Below are 15,580 nucleotides of genomic sequence, written 5' to 3'. Positions count from 1 at the left end.
CGGTCCGGCTGCACGACGATCAGGGGCTGAACCATCGCGTGCATCCTGGCTCGCGGTGCGTCAGCGGGCGCGTCCGGCCCTGGTTGTTCCGGTCGGCCGGCCCGAGGCCGATGCGGTAACCGCAGCTACTACCGCGGTACGTCGCCCCGCCAGCTTCCGGTCTCGGTGCCGCGGCTCTCGATAAACTCCTTGAAGCGCTGGAGGTCACCCTTCACGCGGCCCTCGACGACGCCGGCCTTGTCGCCGACCTTCTCCAGGAAGCCCTCGGGGTCGAGGTCCATCTGGGCGGTCACCCGGCTGCTGGTGTCGGACAGCTTGTGGAACGTCACCACACCGGCGTGCCGCGGACCGGAGTCCGACTTCCACGCCACCCGCTCGTCGGCGTGCTGCTCGGTCACGGTCGCGTCGAACTCGCGGGTCGCGCCGCCGACCTTGACCACCCAGTGGTTGTGCGTGGCATCCAACTGCCGGATCTCTTCGACGCCTTCCATGAACTGCGGGAACGACTCGAACTGCGTCCACTGGTTGTACGCCGTCGTCACCGGAACGTCCACGTCGATCGACTGCGTGATGGTGCCCATTTGTCCTACCTCCAAAGGGTTCGTCCTACACGGTTCGTCCCGCTCGGTCACTTCGATCTCCCACGACGGAGCGCGGACGGTTTGTGCACCGCCGTACCGCCGGACTTCTCGCTGCGTACCAGGTACTGCGGTTCGTCGGGTGAGGCGTCGACCGTTCGGCCGCCGGCCTCGGTCCGTTCGGTGATCTCGCGTTCGACCTTGCCGTACGCCGTACCGCCGTGGCTGTCCCACTCGACGTCGTCGCCCCGGTGAAACTTCTGCTCGCTCATCAGGGGTTGCCCGGCAGGTCGACCGTCTCGTTCTCGCCCGGGAACTTGTCCGGGTCGCGGGTCACGGCTGCGCGCGCGGCGCCCAGTAGGCGCACGACCTTGCTGCTCGGACCGGACCAGTACTCAGCGGCATCGGCGTGGACCTTGAGCAGGACCAGTCCAGCCGTCTGCGGCCCGTCGGGGAACCACGCCTTCAACGGCGCGGACCACAACTCGTCCGCCTTCGCCCGGTCGACGATCACCTCGGCGCGGCCGGCGATCGAGGTCCACTCGCTCTGCTTGGAGTTCGAGAACGACACGTTGACCTGCGGGTTCGCGCCGATCTCACCGACCTTCGCCGATTCGGCGTACGCGAAGAACCACAGATCGCCGTCGAACTCGACCTCCTGCACTGCCATCGGCCGCGCAACGTGCTGCCCGTCCGGCGTCATGGTGGTGAACATGCAGATCGTCGCCCGTTCGACCAGCTTCGCCACGGTCGCGACCGAGCCGTTGTCATCAGCCATTTGTCCTGATCACCTGTCCCTTCGCGGCCTCGGTACCCCGGGTCCGGGTGCTGTACGCGGCAAACTTATGCGAATGTTATTCACGGTCGGCGTTGGGTACAGGCGTGTGATGAAGATCGATCCGAGGCAATGGGGGCGCTACGGGCTCGACATCGGATTGCTGGCGGCCATGTGTCTGTTGCTTGCGTGCGGGAGTCCAGTCGCCACGGCCGGGAGGGCAGGCGGCGACTCGCAGTCCGCTCAGCAGTACTCCACAAGCTCCACGGCGAGGCCTCTGGCCGGCCCGTCCACCGAGCCCTCACCGAGTGCCTCGCCGCGCGGTGCCGCCGACGGTGACATCAACGACTGGGATCGAACCCCGCTGGTGCTGCTGGCGCTCGTGGCCGCCGGGGTCCCGCTGGTGGCGATTGCGGCGCTACGCCTCAGATCGCGATCACGCACAACCAAGTCATGACCGCGTCGGACTGAAGCTGGGCCGCACCACCGACGCCGTCACGAACCGCTGGCTGACTGACCTGTTGTTGCCCGCAGCGCCAGTTGGTCGAACAGCCGGTCCGGGACCAGGCGCCGGACCTTCGGCAACACCGTCCCGACGACGCCGTTGGCGTACCGCGTCCGCGGCCGATCCGCGCTGACGGCCTTACCCGGACCGCAAACCTGCGGTGAACGAGGCGGGATTTCGTGCGCATGCGCCGCGGCGAGCCGGGTACCGATCGGTGCATCTTGAGTCTCTGGGAGGAGCTGCGATGAGCGCCGACGTTGTCGATCTGATCATGCAGGATCACCGCGAGGTCGAGCGGTTGTTCGACGAGTTGAAGGACAGTCCGGAGAAGCGTCCCACTCTGCTGCCCGTGCTGACCACGTTGCTGACGGCACACAGTCGCGCCGAAGAGGCCGAGGTGTACCCCGTGGCGGCGTCCGAGGCCGGCGAGAAGGAAGAGGTCTCGCACAGCCAGCAGGAACACATCGAGGCCGACCAGCTCCTCGCCACGCTCGCGGCCACCGACCCGACCTCGGCCGACTTCGACAAAGTTCTGCAGAATCTCGTCGACGCTGTCTCCCACCACGTCGAGGAGGAGGAGACCAAGGTCCTGCCGGGGATGCGCTCCAATCTGTCCGACGAGCGTAGGGCGCAGCTCGGTGAGGCGTTCGCTGCCAGCCGCAAGCAGCACCTGGGCGAGCAGCCCGGCGACATGACCAAGGAACAGCTGGCCAAGCAGGCCAGTAACGCCGACATCGCCGGCACCTCCGGTCTGTCCAAGGACGAGCTCGAGAAGACCGTCCAGAAGCACGCCGATCGCTGACGCGATGGAGATCTCGGTGTCACGTTCGACGCAGCGAGAGGTGACGGTATGAGCGCGGACCTCGCCGCCACGGTTCTCGGTACTCCGGATCCGGAGCGACTGGCCGACTTCTACAAAGAGCTGCTGGGTTGGGTAGAGGTCAGCAGGGAGCCTGAATGGGTCCGCTTGCGCCACCCCGACAGCGAGCGGCCCGGCTTGAGCTTCCAACTGGAATCGGACCATGTGCCACCGGTCTGGCCCCAGGGGCCCGGAACGCAGCAGATGCAGGCCCATCTGGACATCCAGGTCGACGACCTCGAGCGGGAGGTCGATCGCGCTCTCAGTCTGGGCGCCGGCCTCGAAACGCACCAACCACAGCCCGGCGGCGTGCGAGTCATGCGCGACCCGCACGGCCACCTGTTCTGCCTGTTCCTGGCCGGCTACTGACCTACCCACCCAGCACCCTGATCTCCTCCCGTACGGCGGGCGGTTGGCGGCGGCGCATCCGGGCACCGGCTGGTCATGACGATTCAGAACTCGGTCTGGCTGGGCACCGCCGACCTGCCGACGTACGAGCCGCTCGACGCCGACCAGGAGACCGACGTTGTCGTCGTGGGCGGCGGCATCATCGGACTTACGACCGCGCTGCATCTGCGGCAGGAGGGGCTCGCGGTCGTCCTGCTCGAAGGCGGGCGGATCGGGGCGCGAACGAGCGGAAACACCACTGGCAAGGTCACGTCCCAGCACGGCGCGATCTACGCCGCGTTGCTCGACCGGCACGGCCGCGACGCCGCACAGCAGTACGCCACGGCGAACCAGGAAGCCGTCGACGAGGTTGACGAACTCACCCGCCGACTCGGGATCGACTGCGAGCTCCGCCGCGGGCCGTCGTTCGTCTACTCCACCGGTGACACCGACCTGGACCGCGAGGCAGAGGTGGCGCGAGAGCTCGGTCTTCCCGCGCACTCCGCCGACCCGGCCGACATGGGACTCCCTGTCACCGCCACCGCTGCGGTCCGCTTCGACGATCAGGTCATGCTGCACCCGGCCCGCTACCTGGGCGGTCTGGCGGCCGCGTTCAGTGCCGCCGGCGGGCGGATCTTCGAGCGGACGCGCGTGACCGATGTCGATGCGAAGGGCGACGGCGTCGCAGCACAGACCCAGGCCGGGCATCACGTCGTAGCCCGCCATGCCGTCGTCGCGACGCTGTTGCCGTTCGGAACGCTGGGCGGGTACTTCGCGCGGACCCGGCCGAACCAGTCCCACGGCATCGCCGTCCGGCTGCCCGTCGACGCGCCCACAGCGATGACGATCTCCGCCGACGGGCCGACCCGGTCGACCAGGCCGTGGCCGGGTGGCGGCCCGAGCGGGCTGATCGTGGTCGGCGGCGACCATGAGACGGGTGCCGAGGAGGAGACGAACGCGTCGTACCAGGGTCTCGTCGACTGGATCGAGGAGTTGTGGGGCACTAGGGTGCAGCCGGAGTACCGGTGGTCGGCCGAGGACTACAGCACCCCGGACCAGCTCCCGTACGTCGGGAAGGCGCCGGGCTCACCGGTCCTGGTCGCGACCGGCATGCACAAGTGGGGGCTCAGCAACGGAACCGTTGCCGCAGGCATCCTTCGTGACGCGGTGCTGGATCGCGACAACCGGTGGAGCGCGCTGTTCGACGCCGGCCGGATCGGCGACGCACGGTCGGTGGCGAAGCTCGTGCAGGACAACCTGAAGGTGGGCAAGGAGTTCGCCGCCGGCCACCTCCGACGACTGCTCGGTTCTGGCCTCGATCACCTGGAGGTCGGTCAAGGCGGCCTGTACGACCTTGACGGCAAGACAGTCGGCGCATACCTGGACCATGACGGGCGGCTGCACACCGTCGTCCCGGTCTGCACCCACCTGGGCTGTCCGCTGCGCTGGAACGAGGGCGACACGACCTGGGACTGCAACTGTCACGGCTCCCGCTTCGCACCCGACGGCGCGGTTCTGGACGGTCCAGCCACCAAACCGCTCGCCGAGCCCGAGTCGTGAGCTGTCTCCGATGCACGCCGACGAGGCCGGTCCGCACTGCGTCCGCTCGGTGTTCGACCGTACCGTCGCCGGAACGATCGGCCTCGAGGAAGAGATCCTGCTGGTACGGCGGGACAGCTGGCTGCCCGCACCGGCCGCCGCCGTGGTGGCGGACATCGGCGACCCGAGGGTGAAGCAGGAGCTGCCCTCCTGCCAGGTGGAGATCGCGACGTCGGTGCACACGAGCGCCGTGGACGCAGTCGGCGAACTGCGCTGGGGTCGAGCGCGGATCGCTGCCGCCTGCTCCGCGGACGTGGTCCCGATCGCCGCAGCGGTGCATCCGCTGGCCGACCTTCCGGTCGCGCTCGCGCCGACCGACCGCGCCGACGGTCTGAAGGCTCGGTACGGCGAGAGGATCGGCCGGCAACTGGTGTCCTCGCTGCAGATCCATCTGGCCTTCGGCGACGCCGACTGCACGTTGGGCGTCTATCACGCGCTGCGGGACCTGCTGCCCGAGTTGGCCGCACTTGCGGGCGCGGCACCGTTCGCCGCCGGGCGGGACACGGGGCTGTGCTCGGTCCGGCCGATCATCGCCTGTGAGCTGCCCCGCCAAGGCGTGCCGCCGATCATCGCGTCGTGGACGGAGTTCGCCGAGGACTTGGAGTGGGCTGTTCAAGGCGTGAGTCGGAGTGGTGGTGGGAGCTGCGACCGCACATCGGGTACGGAACGCTGGAGTTGCGCGTGCTCGACGTACAGGCGACGTCGGAGCGGACCGAGGCGATCGTCCGGTTCGTGTCCGCGCTCGCCGCCCGGCTCACCGACCTGTACCGCCGCGGCGAACTGCCCCCTCCGGCGCCGACGTGGCGGATCGCGGAGAACCGATGGGCCGCGCTGCGGCACGGCGTCCGCGGCGAGCTGCTCGACCTCCGCACCGGCGCGGCACGCTCCACCAGCCGATGCCTCTACGACCTCATCGACGCCGCGGAGCCCTACGCACCAGGCGATCTGGACGCCGTACGGGCATTGGTTGCCGACCCGCCCGTAGAACAATTCCGCGCACTCGGCCCGCACAAACTCATGCCCTGGCTGGCGGACGTCTTCACATCATGAAGCCGCCGGGCCTCATTCGGAGGGCTGCGGCGGCTTCCTGATCGGCAGCGTGTGCGTGCCGTCACAGAGCGGGGGGATGCTGGTGCGGCCGCAGCGGCAGAGAGCGACGGTACGGCGGGTGGCCGGCAGCGGATCGCCGTTCTCGTCCAGGAGTTCGAACTCGCCGCGGACCAGCAACGGACCGTCCGGGTAGGCACGGATCTCGGTCATGACAGCGCGGTACCCACCGGAATCCACGGTTATCCCGCGGGTACCGGTCCCGTATGCAGCTACCACCGCCGCGCGGACCGCTCACCGCCTGGCTGAACAACAGACTCACGCACTGCGACACTGCGAGCGGCGGCGGTCCCGAGGTCGGCGTCCGCGATCTCCCGTACGCCGACGACGATCTGCAGCTCGCGCTCTGGGTCTCGTACGAGCTGCAGTACCGGGGCTTCGACGGCGTCGATCCCGAGCTGCAATGGGATCCGGCGATCGTCGCGTTCCGCAGCCGGGCGGAGCGGCCGTGGATCGGCTGGTTGCAGGCCACCTGCCGGGTCCCGGCGGACGAGCGGCCGGTCGCGGAGCAGTTGCGGGGCTTGATCGACGAGGCGGACGGGCCGCGGTTCGCGCCGTACCTGCGCCGGCATGCGACCCGCGAACAGTTCCGCGAGTTCGTGCTGAACAGGTCCGTGTACCAGCTCAAGGAGGCCGATCCGCACAGCTTCGGCATCGCCCGTCTCGACGGCCCGGCGAAGGCGGCGCTGGTCGAGATCGAGGCCGACGAGTACGGCGGTGGCCGGGCCGAGCGGATGCATTCGGAGCTGTTCCGTACGACGATGCGCTGGCTCGACCTCGACGACACGTACGGCCGCTACGTCCCCGACGTACCGGCGGTCACGCTCGCGCTGTCGAACGTGATGTCGCTGTTCGCGATCCACTGCCGGTGGACGGCGGCGCTGCTCGGCCACCTCGCCGCGCTCGAGATGACCTCGACGCTCCCGAACCGCCAGTACGCGACCGGCGCCATCCGGCTCGGCGCCTCGGAGGAAGCGGCCCGCTACTTCACCGAACACGTAGAAGCCGACGCCGTCCACGAACAGATAGCGGCCCACGACCTGTGCGGCAGCTACGTCCGCCAACACCCCGAGGCACTCACCGACGTACTCTTCGGCGCCCGCTGCGCCCTCACGCTCGACGACCTCTTCGCCGACAACCTCCTGACCAAGTGGACCGCCCCGAACCACACAACCGCCCGCTACGGCTGATTCTGGCCCCGGCTGTTTCCTGGCGGGCCGGGTGGGCACCGCGGGGCCGTGTCAGCGGACTCCTGAGGAGGATGATCGACATGACGACCGCACGAGATCTCATGACGCCGGGCGCCGAATGCGTGGGTGAGAAGGAGAGCCTGGTCGACGCCGCGCGGAAGATGCGCGAGCTGAATGTCGGGGCGCTGCCCATCTGCGGCGAGGACAACCGGCTGAAAGGCATGCTGACCGATCGCGACATCGTGGTGAAATGCATCGCCGACGGGGGCGACCCGGCGCAGACCACGGCCGGTGTCTTCGGCCAGGGCAAACCGGTGACGATCGGCGCGGACGACTCCCTCGAGGAGGCTCTGCGCACCATGGAGGAGCACCAGGTACGACGGCTCCCGGTCATCGACGGGCACGACCTGGTCGGCATGCTCGCCCAGGCCGACGTGATCCAGGCGTCGCCGGGCCGCGCCGGCCGCACGGTCAGCGAAATCTCCGAGCCGAGCTGACCGCGCGCTCAGGCCGAGGCCTTCCGGAGACGCCGAGCAGCGCGAGCCCGATCAGGCTGAGGACGAAGCCGAACACGCTGACTTCCTCGTAATCCTGACCGGCCCGTACGGCGAAGTTGAGCGCGAAGAGCCGTGACGTTACGACGGCCCGCTCAACCGTTCCCAGTGCCTGACGGGAACGGCTGTAAACAAGACATGGCATGGGTACCGCGAGAGCATCAAGCGCGACGTGCTGACCCGCGAAAGCCAGGCTCGAAACGGCGCGAAGTTCTCGCGGCTCACCGGTGCCGGGCAGGCCCCGTCCGGGACTGACCCACGCCTGCCAGGCGCGGGGCAGTCCCGTCGTTCGTGGTCAGGACGAACGCCGGACGGCTTTCGCGAGTTCGGCCTTCGTCATCTTCGAGCGTCCCTTGATGCCGAGGCGCTTCGCGTCCGCGTACAGCTCGTCCTTCGACGGTTCCCGGCCACGCACCCGCGCGCTGGTGATGGCTGCGGCCGTGCCTTCGGTGTGCGGGTCCGGGTCGGGCTCGGTGAACTTGTGTGCGACGTCCTTCAGACCGGTCTTGAGATTCTCGACCTGTCGTTCGAGTTTGTCGCCCAGTGAATTCTTGGACATGGTGACTCCTTCCGTCAGACGATGTCTGTCCCTGTCCGGTCAGGTCGTCTCGAGTCTGTCCGGGAGTACGACGTTCATCAGCCAGCTGACCACGGTGATGATCAGCGCGCCGATCAGCGCCGTACCGAAGCCGTCCACCTCGAACGGGATGTCGAGGCCGTCACTGATCCACGACGTCAGCAGCAGCATCAAAGCGTTGATGACGAAGATCAGCAGGCCGAGCGTCAGGATGATGAACGGCAGCGACAGGATGGTCGCCAGCGGCTTGATCAGCGCGTTCACCAGGCCGAAAATCGCAGCGACGACGATCAGTGTGACCACTTTGCTCGCCGTACTCGAACCGCTGAACGTGATGCCCTGGAGCAACCAGGCGGCGACAGCGAGCGCCACCGCGTTCACGACCAGTCTCATCACGAGTTTCATCGTCAGCCTCCGACCGCATCAGCCACCCGGCCGGTCTTCTTCCGCAGCTTCCGGCCGGCCTTCTTGCCGCGTTTGCGGACCCGCTTGCCGGCCCGTTGGGCATCACCCGACAGGTCGCCGTGCGCGCGCAGCCCGAGACGTTTGCGCATCCCGCGCTTCACCTCGGGCGCCGACGGGACGAGCAGCTGTACGCCGTACCCGTACAGGCGAAGCCCCAGGGCCATCAGGGGCAGACCGAGCGGCAGCAGCACGAGGGTGATGCACAGGACCGCCGCCAGGATCATCACGACCGTCGCGAGCAGCCAGATCAGTGCCGCACCGATTCCTCGAAGTACCTTCATCATCACCACGTCCAGACCTATTCCGGCAGGAGCGAGCCGAGCGGGCCGAGATCGATGTTGAGGTCGGTCGCGCTCAGACCGAACTGCTCGCGCAGTGCGGTCATAGCCTCCTCGAGTCGCATCAGGCCGAGCCCGAGCTCCTCGACCTGTGCCGTGCTGAGGTCACCTTGATCCATCCGGCGGATGGCCTGCCGTTCCATCAACTGGCGGACCAGCTCGACGATCGTCAGCACGAGCTTGAGCAGCTCGCGTTCGACGTTGTCGGCGTTGGCCTCGATCCGATCGGCCAGCGGCAGCACAGGTTCAGTCATGCATCCCCATCTCCTCACGGACCGAGCCGATCACCGCCGAGAGCTGGATGCGCACCAGGTCGACCTCTGCCAGGGACACCACGACGTCGCCGGTGATCACAACGCCCTTGCCGAGCAGCCGGTCGAGGAGGTCGACCAGGCTCGGCTCTGTCGCCGTCGTCGCGGAGGCCTGGACGGTCATGACTTGTCCAGTACCGCGAACGAGTACGGCGGCCACGGCCCGTTCACCTCGACGTCGAGCGATGGGTACCTGGCCCGCGTCGCGTCCACGAGCTCGAAGAAGTCCGTACTGCGGTCGTCGTCGACGAGGAACGCGACGTTCAGTGCCATCGTCTCGCGGCGCCCGCTGAGCCGCTGGTCCTGCGCCGAGAGCCGCCGGGTCGCCGCGGCCGCGGGAACCAGGTCCCAGAACAGCTGGTCGGCGAGCAGTTGCTGCTCGGTCGCGGCCTCGTGCCGGTCCCGGATCTCGGCCCGGCGCCGTTCCAGGTAGGCGACGCCGGAACCCGCCGGCGCCGAGGGCGCGGACGGTCCGGGCTGCACCCGGCAGAACGCCTTCACACTCCACTCGCTGCGCCGGTCGACCCGGTCGAGCGCGCGGACCAGGTCGCCGTACAGCTCCTCGAGCCGGACGCGCGCCGCGTCGTCGGACGTGTAGATCGTCACCAGCCGGAACGGTGCGAGCGCGGTCGTGATCGCCGCCGCCCGCCGGACGATCTCGTCGTGCCGGCGCGCGGTCTTCTCCACCCAGCTGAGGTTTTCGAGATTGCGCCGCAGGGCGGCCTCACCGAACTCGGCCAGGTCGACGCTGCTCACCACGGCGGTCAGCTCCCGGTGGCCGAGCAGCCGGACCGGCGCGTCACCGACCCCCTCCAGGCCGGTCAGCGGCTCCTCGTCGATGTTGCGCCCCACGGCGTAGACGTAGGTTCCGGTCTCACTCACGATCGCGCTCCAGCTCCTCCAGCCGCGCGCGGAGCTCGCGGTTCTCGTCGGCCAGCTCCTTGGCGTCGGCGGCCTCCGCCGACAGCATCGGATCGCGTTTCCACCAGTCGATGCCCATCTCCATCGCTTTGTCCACCGACACCACGAGCAGCCTGATCTTGACGGTCAGCAGCTCGACGTCGACGAGGTTCACCCTGATGTCACCGGCGATGATGATGCCTTTGTCGAGGACCCGCTCGAGGATGTCGGCCAGGCCCTCCGGACGCGGCGCCGGCGAGGTGAATCCGTAACGGTCCATCCCGGCCCGGCGCGTGGAGATCGTCTGTTCGCTCATCGGTCTACTCCTGGATCCGTCCACGGACGTAGCGGTCCGCGCGCCGGTAGCCGGTGACCGAACCGTCGTCGGCGACCTCGACCTCGTAGATCGCCAGGATGTCGGTGGTCGCCGGGATCCGGCGCGACTCGACGACCTGGACCTGGACCAGCCAGCCCTCGTCGCGCTTCTCGACCGCCACGATGCCCTCCGGGGTCTGCCCGATCAGCTCCGAGAGTTCGTGCGCGGCGGAGATCGCCACCGTGCGCAGCGACCGGCGCTTGGGCTGCGCACGGTCCTCGGGTTCCGGCCTGGGTTGTGGCTCGGACCGCGGCGGGGCGGCGCTCTTCTTGGCGGCGCTCTTCCTGGTGGTGCTCGTCTTGGCCGTGCTCGTCTTGGCCGTGCTCGTCTTGGCCGTGCTCGTCTTGGCGGCGCTCGTCTTGGCGGCGCTCGTCTTGGCGGCGCTCGTCTTGGCGGCGCTCGTCTTGGCGGCGCTCCGCTTGGCCGGCGTCCGGCTCTGTGTGGTCTTCCGCGTAGTTGCCATCGAAGCTCAGGTCTCCTCGCGTCGTGCGGAGAGCCGGCTCACCAGTTCGTCCTCCCAGATCGCGGCCTGCTCCGGGTCGAGCTGACCGCTCTCCCGGAGGGCGTCGATCTGCTCCAACTGCAGACGAATCCGGGCCGGATCGTAGTACTCGGCCTCGGCCTGCCGGCGAATCTGCTCGGCCAGCGCGACCGTGGCCCGCACCGGTGCCAGCGGCCACGTCAGCAGGTTCGTCATCAGGCCCATCACGCCTCCGCATCCACGAAGTCGTACGGCGCGGTCGGGCCGATCAGCTTCAGCCGGGCCCGGCCCGCAAACGTCTCGGCCAGGCCCTCGACGGCGCGCTCGAACTCCGCGCGGCGGGCCTCCTCGACCAGGACGGCGACGTCGAGCAGCCGGTCGATCCCGGCGCTCTCCCGGACGTTCAGCGCGGTCACGTGCCGGTCGAGCTCGGCCAGCAGTGTGCGCCCGTCCTCGGTGCTCTTGACTTCCAGGGCCCGCGAAACCAGCTCGCCCAGCCTGACGCGCGCGCCGTACGTCGACTCGTCCGGTTGCTCACGGGTCAGCTCGCGGAGCCGAGCGATCTCTGCGTTCTCCGCGACGACCTCGCTCAGCACCTGCTGCTCGTCGTACCGCGCCCGCAGGGTGAACTGCACGCGCCCTGTGAGCTCCTGGAGCATTACCTGGAAGCGTTCGTGGTCGGGTTCGAGCAGTTCGCTCGTGACGGCGTCCCGGTTCTGCAGCACGGATCCGAACCGCACGGGGATCACCGGGCCGAGTCCGGCGAGCGTGTCGAGCACCCGGCCGTGAGCGAGCAGGTCCGCCCGGCCGGCGCGTGCTTCCTCGCTGTCGACAAGGCTGATCACCGCGGCCACGTCGCCGTACGGCGCCACGCCGACGACCTGGTCGCCGATGCCCCTGAGGTCGGGCGGTACGACGACGTCCGCGCCCACGATGCCGTAGACGTAGCACCCCAGGCCGACGTCGCCCGGTGTCGTCACGCTCACTCCTCAGTCCTCCGGCGACGGGCCGCGGCCTTCTTGGCGGGACGACGGCGACGCGGACGCGCCTCCTCGTACTCCTCGCCTTCCTCGTCCTCGTCGCCCCGCTCGAGCTGCCGGTCGTCCTCGTCGGAATCCGAGCCGAACAGCGCTTCCTTGGCGCCGGTGAGCAGGCCCTTCGACTTGCCCTGCGCCGTGCTCTCGGTCATGTCCTGGATGACCTCGGGCAGGTCCTTGCCCTTCTCGTACAGGTCCAGCCGGTTCGTGGCCTCCGCGAAGTGCAGGTAGGTGTCGACGCTGGCGATGACGATGCGTGCGTCGATCGTCAGCAGTTCGATACCCACCAGCGAGACCCGCACGTAGGCGTCGATGACGAGCCCTTTGTCGAGGATGCTGTCGATGACGTCCGCGAGACTGCTCGGGGCGGGCCGATCCAGATACCCTCCGGACCGGCGTTGGCCGTTGGCCGCGATGGTCATGTCTCTTCCTTCCGATCGGCTCGCTCAGCTCGCCCGGCGGCGGGGCCGCTTCTCGGGTTCTTCCTCGTCCTCGTCGTACTCTTCGTCGTACTCGTCCTCGGGCGCTTCCTCGTCGCCCTCGTCCTCGTACTCGTCCTCGTCGTACTCGTCGGCCGGCTCTTCGTCTTCGTCGTACTCGTCCTCGGGCTCTTCGTCCTCGCCCTCGTCCTCGTACTCGTCCTCGTCGTACTCGTCGGCGGGCTCTTCGTCCTCGTCCTCGTCGGCCGGTTCCTCGTCTTCGTCGTACTCGTCCTCGGGCTCTTCGTCCTCGCCCTCGTCCTCGTACTCGTCCTCGTCGTACTCGTCGGCCGGCTCTTCGTCCTCGTCGTACTCGTCGGCGGGCTCTTCGTCCTCGTCCTCGTCGGCCGGTTCCTCGTCCTCGTCGTACTCGTCCTCGGGCTCTTCGTCCTCGCCCTCGTCCTCGTACTCGTCCTCGTCGTACTCGTCGGCCGGCTCTTCGTCCTCGTCGTAGTCCTCGGCGTCGTCCTCGCCCTCGGCGGGTTCCTGGGCACGGCCGTCGTGGATCTCGCCGCGCCAGCCGTCGACCTCGTCGGGGTGCAGGATCACGTCGGTCATCACGTGCCGCTGGAAGTGCTTCAGCTCGACCCGTGCCCGGCGGCCCTGCGCGCGCCAGATGTTGCCGACCCGCTCGAACAGGCCCTGCGGGTAGTACTCCAGGACGACGATCACCCGGGTCAGGTTCGGCGCGAGCTCGTGGAACGTGACGCTGCCGTCGACGTGGCCCTTCTCGCCCTTCGAGCGCCAGACGATCTTGTCCTCCGGAACCTGCTCGAGGATCGACGCCTCCCAGGTCCGGTGCGACCACAGGATCTTGGCCTTGAAGTCCAGCTTCTCGTCGGTCTTCTGCTCGACCCGCTCGACCTTCTTCATGAAGCCGGAGAAGTCCTGGAACTGGGTCCACTGGTTGTACGCGACCTCGATCGGTACGCCGACATCGATCGACTCGATGATCGTCGTCGCCTTCAACGGGTTCTTCTTGCCGCCGGAACCGCCCGATCCCCCACCGCCGAGCGCCTCGACCGCCTTGTCCTTGGCTCCCATGACTCCGCCCTTCAACGCACCCAGCAAGGGCGACCCGCCGCCGGCCGCCGCCTTCCCGCCCTCGGCCAGGGCCTTCCCCGCGACACCGCCACCGGCGGCCATGTCGGTCAGCCGCTCGGTGAGACTGGAGATCTTGTCCCCGGCCGCTTCTGCCGTGCGCTCCGCGGCGACCGAGAGTGCCTCCTGGAGCTCACCCTTCAGCCGGTCGACCGGGAGCTCGTCGAGGATCGACTTGAAGCCGTTCTGTTCCTCGTCGCGCGATCGTTCGGCCATCACCGGTCACCCACGCTTCCGGGCCGACGAACCGCTCGTCGACCTGCTCGTGCTCTTCTTGGCCGCGGTCTTCTTCGCAGCCGTCTTCTTCGCCGCGGTCTTCTTGGCGGCGGCCTTCTTCGCCGGCGGTGCGCTCTTCTTCGCGGTCGCCCGCTTCGCAGTCGCCTTCTTGGCGGGCGCCTTCTTCGCGACGGTCTTCTTGGCGGGAGCCTTCCGCGCCGCGGTCTTCTTCGCGGTGCCCGAACTGCCCGAGCCGCCGGAACCGCCCGAGCTGCCGGAACCGCCCGAACCGCCGGAACTGCCGGAACCCGAGCCCGAGCCGTTGCTGCTCGCCGCGCGCGGAGCCGTCCGCTTGGCGGTACGGCGCGAGCCCTCGCCGGACGAGCCGCGATCCCGCGACCCGCGCCGCGCCGAGCTGCGTCCGGAGCCGCGCTCGGAGCCGCGTCCGGAGCTGCGTGCGGAGCCGTCGTCGTCCGCACCGCCGCTGGATCCGTTGTCGTCCGCCCGGCGGCCGGATCCGCTGTCGTCGTCGCTCGATTCGGCGGAGTCCTTGCCGCTGTCGCGCAGCCGGGCACGCACGCCCTCACGACGGCGACCCGGCCGACGGCGACGCCGCGGCCGCTCCTCGTCCTCGCGCCCGCCCCGGTCCTCGCTCTCGTCCTGGCTCTCGTCCTGGTCGCTCTGGTCCTGGGCCTGCCCGTTGCCGAGCGACAGCATCCGGTCCGTGCGGTCCCGGATCGAGTCGCTCACCCGGTTCAGGCGGTTGCTCGCCGCCGCGACAGCGGCGTCGCGGCCGGCGGTGACGAGCTTGCCGCGCACCTGGTCGGACAGCTTCGACAACTCGGGATTGTGTTCCACGACCTCCGCGAGCTGCTTCACGATGGCGCGTGGATCGGTGGCGATCCGCTTACCGGCCAGCAGTCCGCCGACCGTGATCGCCAGCTTGAGCTTCTTGGTGCGTCCGAGCAGGTAGCCGCTCGCGACGGCGGCCGCCACCTTGGCGGTGGTGTTCATGGATTCTCCCTACAGTGGTACCGCCCGCGGCGGTCTCCTTGAAGTGGCCGGGGGCAACGAACAGCTGGGCTTCGCGGAGTGGCGTCACTCCGTCAGTGCGGCGATCCGGCGCAGGATGGGCAGACTCGGATACTTCTCGTCGCGCATCTTGCGGATCAGCATCCGGACGTAAAGGTCCACCTCGTCCGGCCGGAGCTGCGACTCGATCATGTCCAGCATCGACAGCGACGGAAAGCGGTCCTCCGCGACCTTGTCGAACAACAGGTCCAGCAGCACCTCCCGGGCGTCGGGCCGCTTGCGTCCTTCAGGCATCGTCACTCCCGTTCCGTCAGACGTCGTGGATGTCGCGACGTTCGTGGACGGAGGTGTGCGTCGTCCGGCTCCGCTGATTGGCGAACATCAGCACCACCGCGAGGCCGATCGCACCGGCTCCCATCAGCACGTACCCGACGACTGTCAGGTCGACGCCGCTGAGCCGGTCCGAGACCCCGAACGCCAGAATTCCGCCCACCGCGAGCAAGAACACGGACATTCCGATTCCCATGAATCTCTCCTTACGACCGCCCCGTTCCGAAATTCGATAAAGAAGCGGTACCCAGGCGAAATGCTGCAAAACGATCACAACCACGCATACTTTTCGTGGCAGTGCGACTGCATTACGCGTCGGTTCAAGTAAACGACCAATTCAAATACGCACTTCATTTTCCGGAATCCGCATGGCCGCCCCGCGG

General features: G+C 68.5%; 24 protein-coding genes and 2 pseudogenes. 7 read left to right on the top strand and 19 right to left on the bottom strand.

Going from position 1 to position 15,580, the window contains the following annotated elements; translation table 11 throughout:
• Positions 1–128 precede the first annotated feature (128 nt).
• From AB0L64_RS19580 to AB0L64_RS19570, 3 genes are read right to left on the bottom strand one after another with little or no spacing between them, the layout of a single operon-like run.
• On the bottom strand, positions 129–581 hold the full coding sequence (locus AB0L64_RS19580; protein ID WP_363711845.1) for an SRPBCC family protein: 453 nt from the start codon (positions 579–581) through the stop codon (positions 129–131).
• 47 nt (positions 582–628) lie between these two features.
• On the bottom strand, positions 629–850 hold the full coding sequence (locus tag AB0L64_RS19575; RefSeq protein ID WP_363711843.1) for a DUF2945 domain-containing protein: 222 nt from the start codon (positions 848–850) through the stop codon (positions 629–631).
• The gene (locus AB0L64_RS19570) at positions 850–1,356 is read right to left on the bottom strand and encodes a pyridoxamine 5'-phosphate oxidase family protein (protein ID WP_363711841.1); all 507 of its coding nucleotides are present in this window, start codon (positions 1,354–1,356) and stop codon (positions 850–852) included. Before AB0L64_RS19570 ends, AB0L64_RS19575 begins: the two co-directional genes overlap by 1 nt.
• Before the next feature lie 746 nt (positions 1,357–2,102).
• Between AB0L64_RS19570 and AB0L64_RS19565 the strand changes: the two genes are divergently transcribed.
• The 4 genes from AB0L64_RS19565 (at position 2,103) to AB0L64_RS19550 (ending at position 5,688) form a co-directional block, all read left to right on the top strand.
• Positions 2,103–2,660 (top strand): hemerythrin domain-containing protein, encoded by a 558-nt coding sequence (locus AB0L64_RS19565; protein WP_363711839.1) that lies wholly within the window; start codon positions 2,103–2,105, stop codon positions 2,658–2,660.
• 48 nt (positions 2,661–2,708) lie between these two features.
• Positions 2,709–3,086: a VOC family protein gene (locus AB0L64_RS19560; RefSeq protein WP_363711837.1), complete on the top strand. Its 378-nt coding sequence runs from the start codon at positions 2,709–2,711 to the stop codon at positions 3,084–3,086.
• Between the two features lie 75 nt (positions 3,087–3,161).
• A complete protein-coding gene (locus AB0L64_RS19555) occupies positions 3,162–4,664 on the top strand; it encodes an FAD-dependent oxidoreductase (RefSeq protein WP_363711835.1) in 1,503 nt (500 codons plus the stop codon).
• Between the two features lie 10 nt (positions 4,665–4,674).
• Complete coding sequence (locus AB0L64_RS19550) at positions 4,675–5,688, top strand: glutamate-cysteine ligase family protein (protein WP_363711833.1); 1,014 nt, start codon at positions 4,675–4,677, stop codon at positions 5,686–5,688.
• A 77-nt stretch (positions 5,689–5,765) separates the two neighbouring features.
• On the opposite strand, the gene AB0L64_RS19545 is transcribed toward AB0L64_RS19550, so the two are convergent.
• Positions 5,766–5,963 carry a CDGSH iron-sulfur domain-containing protein gene (locus tag AB0L64_RS19545; RefSeq protein ID WP_363711831.1) on the bottom strand — a complete coding sequence of 66 codons (198 nt, stop codon included), beginning with the start codon at positions 5,961–5,963 and terminating at the stop codon, positions 5,766–5,768.
• Positions 5,964–6,016: 53 nt separating this feature from the next.
• On the opposite strand from AB0L64_RS19545, the gene AB0L64_RS19540 reads away from it, so the two are divergent.
• Positions 6,017–7,000 (top strand): iron-containing redox enzyme family protein, encoded by a 984-nt coding sequence (locus tag AB0L64_RS19540; protein WP_363711829.1) that lies wholly within the window; start codon positions 6,017–6,019, stop codon positions 6,998–7,000.
• Positions 7,001–7,080: 80 nt separating this feature from the next.
• The gene (locus AB0L64_RS19535) at positions 7,081–7,497 is read left to right on the top strand and encodes a CBS domain-containing protein (RefSeq protein WP_363711827.1); all 417 of its coding nucleotides are present in this window, start codon (positions 7,081–7,083) and stop codon (positions 7,495–7,497) included.
• A 352-nt stretch (positions 7,498–7,849) separates the two neighbouring features.
• Here AB0L64_RS19535 and AB0L64_RS19530 read toward each other — a convergent pair whose 3' ends face one another.
• The 8 genes and pseudogenes from AB0L64_RS19530 to AB0L64_RS19495 form a co-directional block, all read right to left on the bottom strand.
• Positions 7,850–8,113, bottom strand: coding sequence for a hypothetical protein (locus AB0L64_RS19530; RefSeq protein ID WP_363711825.1), 264 nt, complete (start codon positions 8,111–8,113; stop codon positions 7,850–7,852).
• Positions 8,114–8,152: 39 nt separating this feature from the next.
• Positions 8,153–8,536 carry a phage holin family protein gene (locus AB0L64_RS19525; protein WP_363711823.1) on the bottom strand — a complete coding sequence of 128 codons (384 nt, stop codon included), beginning with the start codon at positions 8,534–8,536 and terminating at the stop codon, positions 8,153–8,155.
• Positions 8,537–8,538: 2 nt separating this feature from the next.
• Entirely contained in the window at positions 8,539–8,880 is a 342-nt protein-coding gene (locus AB0L64_RS19520; protein ID WP_363711821.1) for a hypothetical protein, read from the bottom strand.
• Between the two features lie 14 nt (positions 8,881–8,894).
• A complete protein-coding gene (locus AB0L64_RS19515; RefSeq protein WP_355697486.1) occupies positions 8,895–9,188 on the bottom strand; it encodes a gas vesicle protein K in 294 nt (97 codons plus the stop codon).
• On the bottom strand, positions 9,181–9,369 hold the full coding sequence (locus tag AB0L64_RS19510) for a gas vesicle protein (protein WP_363711819.1): 189 nt from the start codon (positions 9,367–9,369) through the stop codon (positions 9,181–9,183). Before AB0L64_RS19510 ends, AB0L64_RS19515 begins: the two co-directional genes overlap by 8 nt.
• Positions 9,366–10,127: a GvpL/GvpF family gas vesicle protein gene (locus tag AB0L64_RS19505; RefSeq protein WP_363711817.1), complete on the bottom strand. Its 762-nt coding sequence runs from the start codon at positions 10,125–10,127 to the stop codon at positions 9,366–9,368. The genes AB0L64_RS19510 and AB0L64_RS19505 overlap by 4 nt, the downstream gene beginning before the upstream one ends.
• Positions 10,120–10,461, bottom strand: coding sequence for a gas vesicle protein (locus tag AB0L64_RS19500; RefSeq protein ID WP_363711815.1), 342 nt, complete (start codon positions 10,459–10,461; stop codon positions 10,120–10,122). The genes AB0L64_RS19505 and AB0L64_RS19500 overlap by 8 nt, the downstream gene beginning before the upstream one ends.
• Positions 10,462–10,465: 4 nt before the next feature.
• Positions 10,466–10,729: pseudogene (locus AB0L64_RS19495) on the bottom strand (gas vesicle protein); the annotation flags it as partial.
• Here AB0L64_RS19495 and AB0L64_RS19490 point away from each other — a divergent pair.
• Positions 10,682–10,876, top strand: a pseudogene (locus AB0L64_RS19490) (hypothetical protein); the annotation flags it as partial. The pseudogenes AB0L64_RS19495 and AB0L64_RS19490 sit on opposite strands and share 48 nt — an antisense overlap.
• 114 nt (positions 10,877–10,990) lie before the next feature.
• Here AB0L64_RS19490 and AB0L64_RS19485 read toward each other — a convergent pair.
• The 7 genes from AB0L64_RS19485 to AB0L64_RS19455 all read right to left on the bottom strand — a co-directional run bounded on the left by AB0L64_RS19485 (position 10,991) and on the right by AB0L64_RS19455 (position 15,393).
• The gene (locus AB0L64_RS19485; RefSeq protein ID WP_363711813.1) at positions 10,991–11,218 is read right to left on the bottom strand and encodes a gas vesicle protein GvpG; all 228 of its coding nucleotides are present in this window, start codon (positions 11,216–11,218) and stop codon (positions 10,991–10,993) included.
• Positions 11,219–11,226: 8 nt separating this feature from the next.
• A complete protein-coding gene (locus AB0L64_RS19480; protein WP_363711811.1) occupies positions 11,227–11,982 on the bottom strand; it encodes a GvpL/GvpF family gas vesicle protein in 756 nt (251 codons plus the stop codon).
• A gap of 2 nt (positions 11,983–11,984) precedes the next feature.
• Positions 11,985–12,461: a gas vesicle protein GvpJ gene (gvpJ, locus tag AB0L64_RS19475; protein ID WP_363711809.1), complete on the bottom strand. Its 477-nt coding sequence runs from the start codon at positions 12,459–12,461 to the stop codon at positions 11,985–11,987.
• Between the two features lie 24 nt (positions 12,462–12,485).
• Entirely contained in the window at positions 12,486–13,835 is a 1,350-nt protein-coding gene (locus tag AB0L64_RS19470; protein WP_363711807.1) for an SRPBCC family protein, read from the bottom strand.
• A 6-nt stretch (positions 13,836–13,841) separates the two neighbouring features.
• Entirely contained in the window at positions 13,842–14,849 is a 1,008-nt protein-coding gene (locus AB0L64_RS19465; RefSeq protein WP_363711805.1) for a hypothetical protein, read from the bottom strand.
• Positions 14,850–14,933: 84 nt separating this feature from the next.
• A complete protein-coding gene (locus AB0L64_RS19460; RefSeq protein ID WP_363711803.1) occupies positions 14,934–15,161 on the bottom strand; it encodes a hypothetical protein in 228 nt (75 codons plus the stop codon).
• Between the two features lie 16 nt (positions 15,162–15,177).
• Positions 15,178–15,393, bottom strand: a complete 216-nt coding sequence (locus tag AB0L64_RS19455) for a DUF6458 family protein (RefSeq protein WP_355697509.1) — start codon at positions 15,391–15,393, stop codon at positions 15,178–15,180.
• Positions 15,394–15,580 lie beyond the last annotated feature (187 nt).

The organism is Kribbella sp. NPDC051936 (assembly GCF_040680955.1).
In the GTDB taxonomy this organism is placed as follows: Bacteria; Actinomycetota; Actinomycetes; order Propionibacteriales; family Kribbellaceae; genus Kribbella.
Note: the sequence above shows the minus strand (reverse complement) of the source record. Positions and strands in the feature narration are given on the sequence as shown.

Excerpts from the sequence above, each read along its gene's own strand:
- AB0L64_RS19540 (WP_363711829.1), top strand. The coding sequence starts at position 6,017 with ATGCAGCTACCACCGCCGCGCGGACCGCTCACCGCCTGGCTGAACAAC.
- gvpJ (WP_363711809.1), bottom strand. The coding sequence starts at position 12,461 with ATGACCATCGCGGCCAACGGCCAACGCCGGTCCGGAGGGTATCTGGAT.
- AB0L64_RS19510 (WP_363711819.1), bottom strand. The coding sequence starts at position 9,369 with ATGACCGTCCAGGCCTCCGCGACGACGGCGACAGAGCCGAGCCTGGTC.
- AB0L64_RS19555 (WP_363711835.1), top strand. The coding sequence starts at position 3,162 with ATGACGATTCAGAACTCGGTCTGGCTGGGCACCGCCGACCTGCCGACG.
- AB0L64_RS19485 (WP_363711813.1), bottom strand. The coding sequence starts at position 11,218 with ATGACGAACCTGCTGACGTGGCCGCTGGCACCGGTGCGGGCCACGGTC.
- AB0L64_RS19580 (WP_363711845.1), bottom strand. The coding sequence starts at position 581 with ATGGGCACCATCACGCAGTCGATCGACGTGGACGTTCCGGTGACGACG.
- AB0L64_RS19465 (WP_363711805.1), bottom strand. The coding sequence starts at position 14,849 with ATGAACACCACCGCCAAGGTGGCGGCCGCCGTCGCGAGCGGCTACCTG.
- AB0L64_RS19530 (WP_363711825.1), bottom strand. The coding sequence starts at position 8,113 with ATGTCCAAGAATTCACTGGGCGACAAACTCGAACGACAGGTCGAGAAT.
- AB0L64_RS19550 (WP_363711833.1), top strand. The coding sequence starts at position 4,675 with ATGCACGCCGACGAGGCCGGTCCGCACTGCGTCCGCTCGGTGTTCGAC.
- AB0L64_RS19565 (WP_363711839.1), top strand. The coding sequence starts at position 2,103 with ATGAGCGCCGACGTTGTCGATCTGATCATGCAGGATCACCGCGAGGTC.
- AB0L64_RS19545 (WP_363711831.1), bottom strand. The coding sequence starts at position 5,963 with ATGACCGAGATCCGTGCCTACCCGGACGGTCCGTTGCTGGTCCGCGGC.
- AB0L64_RS19560 (WP_363711837.1), top strand. The coding sequence starts at position 2,709 with ATGAGCGCGGACCTCGCCGCCACGGTTCTCGGTACTCCGGATCCGGAG.
- AB0L64_RS19535 (WP_363711827.1), top strand. The coding sequence starts at position 7,081 with ATGACGACCGCACGAGATCTCATGACGCCGGGCGCCGAATGCGTGGGT.
- AB0L64_RS19575 (WP_363711843.1), bottom strand. The coding sequence starts at position 850 with ATGAGCGAGCAGAAGTTTCACCGGGGCGACGACGTCGAGTGGGACAGC.
- AB0L64_RS19525 (WP_363711823.1), bottom strand. The coding sequence starts at position 8,536 with ATGAAACTCGTGATGAGACTGGTCGTGAACGCGGTGGCGCTCGCTGTC.
- AB0L64_RS19515 (WP_355697486.1), bottom strand. The coding sequence starts at position 9,188 with ATGACTGAACCTGTGCTGCCGCTGGCCGATCGGATCGAGGCCAACGCC.
- AB0L64_RS19570 (WP_363711841.1), bottom strand. The coding sequence starts at position 1,356 with ATGGCTGATGACAACGGCTCGGTCGCGACCGTGGCGAAGCTGGTCGAA.
- AB0L64_RS19470 (WP_363711807.1), bottom strand. The coding sequence starts at position 13,835 with ATGGCCGAACGATCGCGCGACGAGGAACAGAACGGCTTCAAGTCGATC.
- AB0L64_RS19455 (WP_355697509.1), bottom strand. The coding sequence starts at position 15,393 with ATGGGAATCGGAATGTCCGTGTTCTTGCTCGCGGTGGGCGGAATTCTG.
- AB0L64_RS19460 (WP_363711803.1), bottom strand. The coding sequence starts at position 15,161 with ATGCCTGAAGGACGCAAGCGGCCCGACGCCCGGGAGGTGCTGCTGGAC.
- AB0L64_RS19500 (WP_363711815.1), bottom strand. The coding sequence starts at position 10,461 with ATGAGCGAACAGACGATCTCCACGCGCCGGGCCGGGATGGACCGTTAC.
- AB0L64_RS19520 (WP_363711821.1), bottom strand. The coding sequence starts at position 8,880 with ATGATGAAGGTACTTCGAGGAATCGGTGCGGCACTGATCTGGCTGCTC.